Annotated in this window: 10 protein-coding genes; 4 read left to right on the forward strand and 6 right to left on the reverse strand. The window is 72.4% G+C overall.

Features of this window, described 5'->3' with window-relative positions:
- The first annotated feature begins 103 nt into the window (after positions 1-103).
- A complete protein-coding gene (locus ABZ656_RS52700; protein ID WP_101405369.1) occupies positions 104-1,084 on the forward strand; it encodes an aldose epimerase family protein in 981 nt (326 codons plus the stop codon).
- Between the two features lie 14 nt (positions 1,085-1,098).
- Here ABZ656_RS52700 and ABZ656_RS52705 read toward each other — a convergent pair whose 3' ends face one another.
- Positions 1,099-1,992, reverse strand: coding sequence for a hypothetical protein (locus ABZ656_RS52705; protein WP_360279153.1), 894 nt, complete (start codon positions 1,990-1,992; stop codon positions 1,099-1,101).
- Positions 1,993-2,118: 126 nt separating this feature from the next.
- A complete protein-coding gene (locus tag ABZ656_RS52710) occupies positions 2,119-4,608 on the reverse strand; it encodes a glycoside hydrolase family 3 C-terminal domain-containing protein (RefSeq protein WP_360279156.1) in 2,490 nt (829 codons plus the stop codon).
- Between the two features lie 149 nt (positions 4,609-4,757).
- Here ABZ656_RS52710 and ABZ656_RS52715 point away from each other — a divergent pair, with 149 nt between their 5' ends.
- Positions 4,758-5,333 (forward strand): TetR/AcrR family transcriptional regulator, encoded by a 576-nt coding sequence (locus tag ABZ656_RS52715; RefSeq protein ID WP_095854879.1) that lies wholly within the window; start codon positions 4,758-4,760, stop codon positions 5,331-5,333.
- Between the two features lie 99 nt (positions 5,334-5,432).
- On the opposite strand, the gene ABZ656_RS52720 is transcribed toward ABZ656_RS52715, so the two are convergent.
- Genes ABZ656_RS52720 through ABZ656_RS52730 form a run of 3 tightly spaced genes read right to left on the reverse strand, consistent with a single transcriptional unit; the run spans position 5,433 to position 7,019 of the window.
- Positions 5,433-5,762: a YrdB family protein gene (locus ABZ656_RS52720; protein WP_360279160.1), complete on the reverse strand. Its 330-nt coding sequence runs from the start codon at positions 5,760-5,762 to the stop codon at positions 5,433-5,435.
- 25 nt (positions 5,763-5,787) lie between these two features.
- Positions 5,788-6,195, reverse strand: a complete 408-nt coding sequence (locus tag ABZ656_RS52725; RefSeq protein WP_360279163.1) for a RidA family protein — start codon at positions 6,193-6,195, stop codon at positions 5,788-5,790.
- Between the two features lie 11 nt (positions 6,196-6,206).
- Positions 6,207-7,019: an NAD(P)-dependent oxidoreductase gene (locus ABZ656_RS52730; RefSeq protein ID WP_360279166.1), complete on the reverse strand. Its 813-nt coding sequence runs from the start codon at positions 7,017-7,019 to the stop codon at positions 6,207-6,209.
- A gap of 58 nt (positions 7,020-7,077) precedes the next feature.
- On the opposite strand from ABZ656_RS52730, the gene ABZ656_RS52735 reads away from it, so the two are divergent.
- Both ABZ656_RS52735 and ABZ656_RS52740 read left to right on the forward strand, forming a co-directional pair.
- Positions 7,078-8,001: a LysR family transcriptional regulator gene (locus tag ABZ656_RS52735; RefSeq protein WP_360279169.1), complete on the forward strand. Its 924-nt coding sequence runs from the start codon at positions 7,078-7,080 to the stop codon at positions 7,999-8,001.
- A 121-nt stretch (positions 8,002-8,122) separates the two neighbouring features.
- Positions 8,123-9,406: a pyroglutamyl peptidase gene (locus ABZ656_RS52740; RefSeq protein WP_360279172.1), complete on the forward strand. Its 1,284-nt coding sequence runs from the start codon at positions 8,123-8,125 to the stop codon at positions 9,404-9,406.
- A 24-nt stretch (positions 9,407-9,430) separates the two neighbouring features.
- On the opposite strand, the gene ABZ656_RS52745 is transcribed toward ABZ656_RS52740, so the two are convergent.
- Positions 9,431-10,246: an EI24 domain-containing protein gene (locus tag ABZ656_RS52745; protein ID WP_360279175.1), complete on the reverse strand. Its 816-nt coding sequence runs from the start codon at positions 10,244-10,246 to the stop codon at positions 9,431-9,433.
- Between the last annotated feature and the right edge of the window lie 160 nt (positions 10,247-10,406).

The raw sequence follows: 10,406 nt of genomic DNA on the forward strand, positions 1-10,406 counted from the left end.
CGAGGGCCTGTGCCCGGCACGCCGAGAGCACGCACCTGACGCCGCAGGGCCCGCCCTCCGGGCGGACGACGGGAATTTGACGACAGGACCTAGGCTTTCGATCATGCACAGCGAATTCTTCGGCACTCTTCCCGACGGCACCACGGTCCACCGCTGGACGCTGGAGCGCGCCGGGGTGCGGGTGCGGATCCTGACGTACGGCGGGATCGTCCAGTCGGTCGAGGTCCCGGACCGGGACGGGGTGCGCGCGGACGTGGTGCTGGGGTTCTCCGACCTCGACGGCTATCTGACGCACACGGGGCCGTACTTCGGGGCGCTGGTCGGGCGGTACGCGAACCGGATCGCCGGCGGCCGCTTCCTCCTCGACGGCCTCACCTGTCACCTGGCGCAGAACAACCCGCCCAACTCCCTGCACGGCGGGGAGCGCGGCTTCGACAAGCGGGTGTGGGACGCGGAGCCGGTCGATCACGGGCTGCGCCTCACCCGGGTCTCCCCGCACGGCGAGGAGGGCTTCCCGGGCCGTCTGGAGGTCTCGGTGACGTACACACTGGACGAGGCGGGTGCGCTGGGGATCGCGTACGAGGCGGTCACGGACGCGCCGACCGTGGTGAACCTGACCAACCACACGTACTGGAACCTGGCCGGTACGGGCAACGCGGGCGGCCACGAACTCCGGCTGGACGCCTCGCGGTTGACGCCGGTGGACGCGGATCTGATCCCCACCGGGGCGCTGGACGCCGTCGACGGGACGCGGTTCGACTTCCGCGCGGCGCGGAAGGTCGGCGCCGGCTACGACCACAACTTCGTGCTCGACAAGGGGCTGACGGAGACCGCCGTCGAGGTCGCCGAGCTGCACGACCCGTCCTCCGGACGGACGCTGACCGTCGCGACCACCGAGCCCGGGCTCCAGCTGTACACCGCGGAGCACCTGAGCGACCCCTTCGCCCCCGGCGACGGCGTCGCGCTGGAGACCCAGCACTTCCCCGACTCCCCCAACCGGCCGCAGTTCCCGAGCACGGAACTGCGGCCGGGCGGGCTGTACCGGTCGCGGACCGTGTACGGGTTCGGCGTCCGCGGCCAGTAGCCGGCGACCGACCGTCAGACGCTCTCGCCGCGCATCCGCTTGGTGGCCCTGCCCAGCAGGGTCATCGCGCCGAGGCAGACCGCGACCACCACGGCGCCGGTCAGCGCGGGGAGCGGGGCCTTGCCCTTGATCCCCTCGACGAGCACGGTGGTGGCCAGCGCCATGATGATCGAGTACAGGCTCCGGCCGACCTTTGCACCGGCCGGGATCACCCGCAGCAGCTGCGGGATCGTCGTGGCGGCGGCGATGCCCATGCCGAACGGGATGAACGCGCCGAGCACCAGGGCGCCGAAGCCGAACGAGTTTCCGTACGCGCCCCATCCGGCGCCCTTGTAGAGCAGATAGCCGGCGGCGCCGAAGGACAGCAGGACGAGTACGCCGTTGAGGTACGCGGCGAGGGTGGCGGCCTTACGGGCACCCGGCAGATGCGCGGCCGGGGAGCGCCAGGCGTCCGGGGTGATCAGGCGCAGCTGCTGCTTGAGGGCCCGCATCCGTGTCATGGCGAAGAGGCCGACGGCCACGGCGACCAGTCCGACGGCCGTGGCCGCGAAGCCGATCGGTGTCCGCGTGATGCCGTAGTGGGCGCCGCCGAAGGTCAGTGGGATGCCGAGGACGAAGCCGTACGCGTACGTCTTCGCCTGCTGCTGGATGCGCACCACCAGCTGTCGCTGGTCGGGGGTGAGGCCGGGGTCCAGCCGCATCTCGCCCTCGCCCAGGTGCTGTTGGGGGACCTGGGGCTGCTGCTGGTACTGGGGAGGGGCGGGTGGATAGGGCTGGTACGGCTGCTGCGGCTGCTGCGGGTAGCCCTGCTGAGGCGGGTACGGGCCCTGCTGAGGCGGGTAGTAGGGCTGCTGCCCCTGATACGGCCCCTGTGGTGGGTACGGGCCTGGCTGCTGACCTGGGTACATGCGTTGTTCTCCCCCGAACCGGCGTGTTCCGGCCCGCGAGTCTGCCACAGGTGGCCGAGAACCGACGAGCCCCGGTCCGGATGTCAGGTTCCGGACCGGGGCTGCTCTGGGTGGACTCGTCCCGCGTCAGACGTTAATCGTCGCCGCGACCCGACGGTCACTGATCGAGCGACCCGCCGCAACCTCGTACGAACCCTTCACAAACACCCAGGCTCCGGTGTTCTCGTCCCAGACCTCGAAGGCCCGGCGCGGAAGTACGAGGACGATGTCGACGCTCTCGCCGGGGCCCGCCTCGACGCCCGCGAAGGCGGCGAGCCATCGGGCCGGACGCTCGGCGTCGGCCTCGACGGGCGCCAGATAGACCTGGACGACCTCGCGCCCGGGACGCGCACCGGAGTTGCGGACACGGACCGTGGCCGTCGTACCGGCACCCCCGTCGCCGCCGTCGAGCTCGATCGACTCGTACGTCCAGTCGGTGTAGCCGAGGCCGTGCCCGAAGGCGTACGAGGGGGTCCTGCCCTCCTTCTCCCAGGCGCGGTAGCCGATGAACACGCCCTCGGTGTACGGGAGTTCACCGTCGGCCGGGACCACCTGGGTGACCGGGGCGGCCGTCAGGGAGCCCCAGGTGGTGGGCAGCCGGCCACCGGGCTCGTGGGCGCCCGTGAGGACGTCGGCGAGGGCGGCACCGCCCTCCTGGCCGGGGAACCAGCTGAGCAGTACGGCCGCCACCTCCTCGCGCCACGGCAGCTCGACCGGGGAGCCGGCGTTGACGACCACGACGGTGTTCGGATTGGCGGCGGCGACGGCGTGCACCAACTCGTCCTGGCGGCCCGGCAGCCGCAGGTCCTTGCGGTCGAAGCCCTCGGACTCCACGCGGTCGGTGGTGGCGACCACGACGACGGCGGTGTCGGCGGCGCGGGCGGCTTCGACGGCCTCGGCGATGAGTTCGTCGGGGTCGCGGCGCGGGTCCAGGTGGGCGAGCGCGAAGCCGACCACCTTCAGCGGCGCGCCCTCGGGGACGACGATGACGTGCCGCAGCGCCACCTGGTACGTCTCACCGGCGACGAGATCCACCTGGGCGCGCTCGACGGGGGCGGCGAAGAACGCCTCGAAGGGGTCGTCCTTCGTGCTGCGCTGGATGTCGTCGAAGTGGACCGTGCCGTCGACGGTGAGCTTGAACGCACCGATGCCCTTGATGCCGAGGGTGTGGGTGCCGCTCTCGCGCGGGGTGAAGGTGCCGGTCAGTTCGACGCTGTGGAGGGTGGCGTGGGTGACGCCCTCGGGGAGGTCGTCACCCGTCCACTGGATCTGGCCGTTGGGGGCCGAGCCGGTGCCGATGACCGTGCCGGCCCGGTCACGGCAGACGGCCCGCAGGGTGAACCCCTTGTCGGCGACGGCGAGTTCCTCGTTCGGGTCGGCGCCGACGGCGTACGTGAGGCTGCCCTCGGGGAGGGCGGCGGTGAGGCCGTCGAGGGGCGGGACGACCCGGGCGGGGAAGACGGTGGCGGAGCCGCCGCCGAGGACGCGGGCGTCGCGGGCGGCGGCGCCGATCAGGGCGACCTTGTGCCCTTCGGCGTGCCCTTCGCCGTGCCCTTCGCCGTGCCCTTCCCCGAGTGGAAGAGCCCCTTGGTTGCGCACGAGGACGAAGGAGCGGCGGGCGATCTCGCGGGCCAGGGCCTCGCCGTCCACGGCCTGGGGCGGTTCGGTGACGACCGGCTCGGCGCCCTCCAGCATGCCGACGCGGGCGGCGAGCCGCAGGACGTTGCGGACGGCGTCGTCGACCTTGGCCTCCTCGACCTCGCCCGCGCGGACGGCGGCGGCGAGCGCCTCCCCGTACACGGTCCGGGGGCCGGGCATGGCGACGTCGAGACCGCCCTCGATGGCGCCGACCGTGGCGCGGGCCGCGGTCCAGTCGGAGACGTTGAAGCCGTCGAAACCCCACTCGCCGCGCAGGATCTCGTTCACGAGGTGGTGGTGCTCGGTCATCGTGGTGCCGTTGACCGTGTTGTAGGCGGTCATGATGCCCCAGGGGTGGGCATTGGCGACGATGGCCTCGAAGGGGGCCAGGTACAGCTCGCGCAGGGCGCGTTCGGAGAGCAGGTTGTTCACCGTGAAGCGGTCGGTCTCGGCGTCGTTGGCGACGAAGTGCTTGACGGTGGTGCCGACGCCGCCCGACTGGACGCCCTGGACATAGCCGGAGCCGATCTCGCCGGTCAGGTACGGGTCCTCGCTGTACGCCTCGAAGTGGCGCCCGCCGAGCGGGGAGCGGTGCAGGTTGACGGTGGGCGCGAGGAGGACGTGGACCTGCTTGCGGCGGGCCTCCTGGGCGAGCAGGGTGCCGGCCCGGCGGGCGAGGGCCGGGTCCCAGGTGGCGGCGAGCGCGGTCGGCGAGGGGAGCGCGATCGACGGGTCGTCGGCGGTCCAGTGGACACCGCGTACGCCGATCGGGCCGTCGGACATGACGAGGGACTTGAGCCCGATCTCGGGAAGCGCGGGCAGCGACCACATGTCCTGCCCGGCGAGCAGCCTCGCCTTCGTGTCCAGGTCGAGCTTGCCGAGGGCCGCCTCGACGACCGCCTCGCGGGCCTCGTCGGCCGGTGTGCGCGTTCCCGCCATCGCGGTGCCTCCTCATTGAGTCCGTGAATCGCGAATCCGTGAGCCCGTGAGCCCGTGAGCCCGTGAATTCGGTCTGCGCGTCCATCCTGCATCCGATACCTGTAATGCAGTAGGTTTCGTTATTTCTTCGTTACATTACGGGTGTACTCATGCCGTACGGTGACGCCATGAGCACCAGGGCCAGAAGCGAGGAGCGGCGCGCCGAGATCGTCCGGGCGGCTCTGGAGGTGATCGCCGAGCGCGGCTACCGGGGCGCGAGCATGGCGTCGGTCGCGGAGCGCGTGGGGCTGACCCAGCAGGGGCTGCTGCACTACTTCCCGACGAAGGACGCGCTGCTCGTCGCGGTGCTCAAGGAGCGGGACCAGTGGGACGCCGTGCCCGACACCCAGTGGCGGGTCGACCTGCTCGCCTCACTGGTCGAGTACAACGCCATGCGGCCCGGGATCATCCAGACGTTCTCGGCGCTGCTCGGCGAGAGCGTCACCGAGGGGCACCCGGCGCGCGAGTACTTCACCGAACGGTACGCGCGGGTGCGCGCGAGCATGGCGGCGGTGCTGCGCGCCGAGTACGGGGAGCGGCTGCCGAACGGGCTCACGCCGGAGCGCACCGCTCCGCTGCTCGTGGCGGTGATGGACGGCCTCCAGTTCCAGTGGCTCCTGGACCCGGAGTCGGTGGACATGCCGGGAGCGTTCCGGGACTTTCTCGCGCTGCTCGGCGAGGACTGAACCCGGCCGTCACCGCCACCGCCTGCCCTTGCGCCTGCGCCTGCGCTTGCGCCTGCCCTTGCGCCTGCGCCTGCGCCTGCGCCTGCGCCACTGTCTGCGCTACTGGTGCCAGATCACGGCCAGCGCCTTGCTCACCGCGCAGACGGCGGCGAAGGCGAGCGCCCACCCGTAGACCCCGGCGAAGGCCAGCGCGGCCACACCGGCCCCGAACCAGAGCAGTTCGAAACCGACGCGGACCGCGCCGCGCGTCTTGTACGACGCCTTCTGCGAGCCGAACAGCGCCCACAGCGTGATCAGTACGGCCGGGGCGCCCAGGCCGAGAAGCCAGGTCAGCGGCGTCGCCGCGTCGCGGGTGAAACCCCAGTACCCGACGGCCGCGAGGGCACCGAGTTCGATGAGGAAGAGGACGCCCAGGTTCACTGCCTTCATGGGCGGCAGTATCACCCGGAAGGGATCACTCCGGCCCGTGTGCGTCACGCGGGGCCGGTACGGCGGCCACGACCTCGATCTCGATGAGCGCTTCCGGCTTGAAGAGACGGGAGACCTCGAAGGTCGTGCTGGTGGGCGGGGCGCCGGTGAGGTACTGGGCGCGTACCGCACCGTAGGCGGGGAGTTGGGTGATGTCCGTCAGATAGGTACGGATGTTGATGATGTCCGCCAGGCCCGCCCCGTGCGCCCCCAGCAGGGCGTCGATGGTCTCGAAGACCGCGCGGCTCTGTTCGGTGAGGTCGGCGCCGTCCGCGACCTGCCCGGAGAGGTACAACAGGGCTCCCGTGTCCGGCAGTTCGACCCGGGCCACCTGGGAGTAGTAGCCGTTGGCGGGACCCGGCGCCGAGGGCGGGTTGTCGAGCGTGATCTGCATGGGCGGCCCTCTCAGGCGGAGTGACGGATGTGCTCGACGGCCTTCGCGATGTCCGCGCCGGCGACGGCGGGATCGGCGGCGGCACGCTTGTAGTGCTCCAGCACCGCGTCCAGTACGGGGAGTTCGGCGACCTTCGTGGCGAGGGCGACGTCCTTGGCGGCGAGCGCGGTCGCGAAGTGCACGTCCTCGGCGAAGGCGCGTCCGACGGCGCCACCGAGCGGGCCCTTCGCGAGCGCGGTACGCGCCACCTTCTCGTCGATGCCGAGCTTGTCCGCGAGGGCCATGGTCTCGGCGACGAGGGCGACCCCGCCGAGCAGGGCCGTGTTGACGACGAGCTTGAGCGCGGCGCCGGAGCCCAGCGGGCCGGTGCGGGTGACGGTGCCCATATGGACGAGCACGTGCCCGACGCCCGTCAGCTCGCCGCCCGCGAGGATGCCGAGCTGCCCGGCGGCCGCCTTGTCCGTGCTGCCCGCCACGGGCGCGTCGACGAACGTCACACCCTCCCCGAGCCGGCCGGCCAGTTCCTTGACCACGTCGGGGCCGACGGTCGACATCTCCACCCAGGTGGTGCCCCGGCGCAGCTCCGGCACGATGGCGTCCGCCACCGTGTCGAGCGCGGCCGGGTTGGCGAGCATGGTGATCACCACGTCCGCGTCCCTCACGGCCTCGGCCGGGGACGCGGCGAGGGTGGCGCCCTCGGCGACCAGCGGCTCGGCCTTCTCGGCGGTGCGGTTCCAGACGGTCAGCGGGAATCCCGCGGCGAGGAGTCGGCGCGCCATCGCGGCGCCCATGTGCCCGAGCCCGAGGAATGCGATCTTTTCCATGCCTTCGACGCTAGGCGGGCCCACGTGATGCGACAAGCGAATGTCTAGCATGGCTCTCATGCCCAACCCGCATGCCGTACCCGACCTCTCCACCACCTGGCTGCGGGTCTTCCTGGAGGTCGCCCGGCACGGTTCGTTCACGGTGGCCGCGCGGACCCTCGGCTGGACACAGTCCGCGGTGTCCCGGCAGATCTCCTCGCTGGAGTCGGCGCTCGGCGGAGCCCCGCTCTTCGACCGGCTTCCTCGGGGCGTACGGCTGACGGAGGCCGGGCGGGTCCTCGTGCCGCACGCCGAGGCGGTGGTCGAGCGGCTGCACGGCGCGGACCGCGAACTGGCCGCGCTGCGGCGGGTCGCGGGCGGCCGGCTGCGCTTCGGCGCGTTCGCCACGGCCGACGCCGCGCTCGTGCCCCGTGCCATCGCCGCGTTCCGCGTGCGCCATCCGGGGGTGCGGCTCACCCGCGAGGAGGGCCTGACGCCCGTGCTCCTGGAGCGGCTCTCCGCGGGCGGCCTCGACCTGGCGATCGTCTCCACGACGGGCCGCGCCCCGCTGGACCCGTACACCCTGCACCACCTCCTCGACGAGTCCCTGTACGTCGCCGTCCCCGCCGGCCATCCGCTCGCCGCCGAGTCCTCCGTCCGCCTCCCCCAACTCGCCGACGCCGACTGGATATCCGGCTCCCCGCACCCCGAGGGCACCCTCTTGGACGCGGCCCTGCGGCACGGCTTCCGCCCGCGTGTCGCGCATGTCGTGGCCGAGTGGACGGCCAAGCAGGGGTACGTCGCCGCCGGGCTCGGAGTGACCCTGATCCCGGCGCTCGCCGCCGAGTCCGTACGCCCGGACATCGCGCTGCTTCCGGTGCGCGACGAGGAGGCGCCGGCGCGGGCGGTGTACGCGGCGACGGCGCGGGGCCGGTCGTTGGGACCGGCGGCGCGGGCGTTCCTGGGGGCACTGCGGGAGGCGGCGACCCACCTGCCCACCTGAGCCACCCGCCGCCCCAGCCGCTTCGGCTGCCGGTGCCACACCTCATGGCGCACGTCCCCTCCGTCACGCGATACTGCGGCCGTCCGGCAGCACCCCACGGCGACGGAAGGCACGAACTCCCTTGACCTACATACGCGTTCGACTCGGAGCAGGCGCACTCGGACTGGCCCTGGTGGGCGGCCTGGCCGCGGCGCCCACCGCGTCGGCGACAGCGGCGGCCCCCGCCACCGTCGAGGAACAGCGCCTCGACCAGGCCGCTCCCCAGGAGATCCTGCGGCGCTCCGGATTCGACACGGTGGCGCCCGGGTTCGCGCGGGCGCTGGAGCGGGCGGGCTCGTTCGGGCAGGCCGAGCGTGTCGTCGTACGGCAGGGGGCGCGGCTGTGGCAGCGGGCCGTCGACCGGGCGCAGGGGCGGGGCCCGGCGGGCGGTGACCTGAGCCGGGACGACGACCGGCCGCTGTACTGGACACGGCTGGGCATGACGCGCGAAGTGCGCCGGTGGGAGCCGGAGTTCGCCCTCACCGACACGCAACGCGCCGAACTTCTGGCCAAGTTGGAGAAGAACTCGCGCGGCGAGAACGCCATCCGCTATCCGCGCGCCAAGGGCGTGAAGCGGATCCTGCTCACCGGGTTCGACCCGTTCACGCTGGACCGCGACGTCCGGATCTCCAACCCGTCCGGGGCCACCGCCCTCGCCTTGGACGGCACGACGATCCAGACCGCGGACGGCCCGGCGCGCATCGAGACCGCCGTGTTCCCGGTCCGCTGGCAGGACTTCGCCGGGGGCACGGTGGAGCGGACACTGCGCCGCCAGCTCCCGCGCGTGGATCTGTTCACCACGGTGAGCCAGGGCCGCGTCGGGCGCTTCGACGTGGAACGGACCAACGGGGCCTGGCGGGGCGGCTTCCCGGACAACGAGAACGTCTCCCGCACCGAGACGATCCCCGTCACCGACCCGGCCTCGCAGCCGCAATGGACGTCGACGACGCTCCCGTACGCGCGGATCGTGGCCGCGGCCACGGGCCGCTTCCCCGTGTACGACCACACCTCGGTGACCGAGATCCCGGCGGGCGGCACCGATCCGGTCGTGCGCCCCGACGGCCCGACTCCGGGTTCGACGGCGCGCGCCGGAGGCGGCGGGGACTACCTCTCCAACGAGATCGCCTACCGCGCGACGCTGCTGCGCGACCGCCTCGGACTGCACGACAGCCTGCCCGGCGGGCATGTCCACACACCTGTACTGCAGTTCGGCACGGGCAACACGGACCCGGCGACGGGGACGGTCACGGACCCCGAGTTCGTTCAGAACCGGCTGGACATCATCGCCCAGGTGCGGGCGATCGTGACGGTGGCTGCGGACGCGAGCGCGTCGGCCGTCAGGGGGACGGGACGGACGCGGGGGTGATGCCGGGGCCGGCGGGGGTCTCGGTCACGCGGCGGCGCGTTCTTCGTGGTTGTCGTGGCCGCCGTGGTGGTCGTGGTCGTCGTCCGGCTCGCCCGTTTCCTCGTCCAGCAGGTCTCGGGCCATCAGTGTGGCGCCCGCGACCGCGCCCGGCATCAGGAAGACGGCGACGAACGGGACCAGGAAGGCGAGGCCCAGCGGAGTGCCGAAGCCCCAGACCAGCGTCTTGCGGGAGCGGAGCAGGGTGAGGCGGTCGCGGAGGTCGACGCCTCGGCGCTGGAGGGCGACGGCGGTCAGTTCCTCCGTGAGGAAGAAGCCGGTGACGAAGAAGCCGATCACGGGGACGACGGTCTGGCCGATGAACGGGAGGAAGCCGAGCGCGAAGAGGAGGACGCCCCAGACGGCGGCCCGCACGAGGATGCGGAGGCTGTCTCGCGCGGAGATCCACAGCTCGCGCCAGAGCGGGAGGCCCGACTCCGGGGCCGTGCCGTCCGGGGAGACGTCCCTGTCGACCTTCTCGGAGAGGGACTCGTAGAAGGGCTGGCCGATGAGGAGGGTGACGGCGGTGAAGGTGAGGACGGCGAGGAGGAGGGCGAGGGCGAAGAGTACGGCGGTGAGGAAGCCGCGGAAGAGACCCAGCCAGGGGCTGGACCAGTCGTCGGCGAAGGGGGTGGACCAGGTGACGAAATCCTCGCCGTACAGGGCGAGGGTGACGAGCGCTGCCGCGTACAGCACGAGGGTGATCAGGCCCGGCAGCAGTCCGAACCCGTACTGCTTCCCGTGCCGTGCCACCCATCGCTGGCCCTGTATGAGATAACCGAACCCCGCCCCGAGATCACGCATACGCCGAACTTTACCGGCGCTTGCCCTCGCCCCCGCCGCCCCTACCCGACCCATCCCAGGGGCTTTGCCCCTTCCACCCCGCCGGGGCTGCGCCCCGGACCCCCGTCGGTGGCTGAACTCGGACGCGTCGCCTGGCCGCCTACCCCGATACGGACCGAAC

This window comes from Streptomyces sp. NPDC007095, from assembly GCF_040634475.1.
Taxonomy (GTDB): Bacteria; Actinomycetota; Actinomycetes; order Streptomycetales; family Streptomycetaceae; genus Streptomyces.